The sequence below is a fragment of the Nocardioides cremeus genome, assembly GCF_030518195.1.
Lineage (GTDB): Bacteria > Actinomycetota > Actinomycetes > Propionibacteriales > Nocardioidaceae > Nocardioides > Nocardioides cremeus.
On record NZ_JAULSC010000354.1, the window covers coordinates 1 to 273 of the forward strand.

1 protein-coding gene is annotated in these 273 nt (G+C 61.2%); it reads right to left on the reverse strand.

Features of this window, described 5'->3' with window-relative positions; all coding sequences use genetic code 11:
- A partial coding sequence (locus QWJ41_RS21345; RefSeq protein WP_302710515.1) for a sugar transferase occupies positions 1–273 on the reverse strand: 273 nt, incomplete at both ends.

Consider the following 273-nt stretch of genomic DNA (forward strand, 5'->3'; position numbering starts at 1 on the left):
GACAGTCTCTTCCCACGACAGGTCGGATCGTCCGCTGACCTGCCAGAGGCCCGTGACTCCCGGCTTGACCAATAGTCGCCGACGAACCTCACCGTTGTAGGTCTCGACCTCGCGTCGCAGCGGCGGCCTCGGCCCCACCACACTCATCTCACGCTTGAGAACGTTGATGAACTGCGGAAGTTCGTCGAGACTGAAACGCCGCAGAAACTTGCCAACGGGTGTCACGCGCGGATCGTCACGCATCTTGAACAGAACGCCACCGGCACTCTCGTT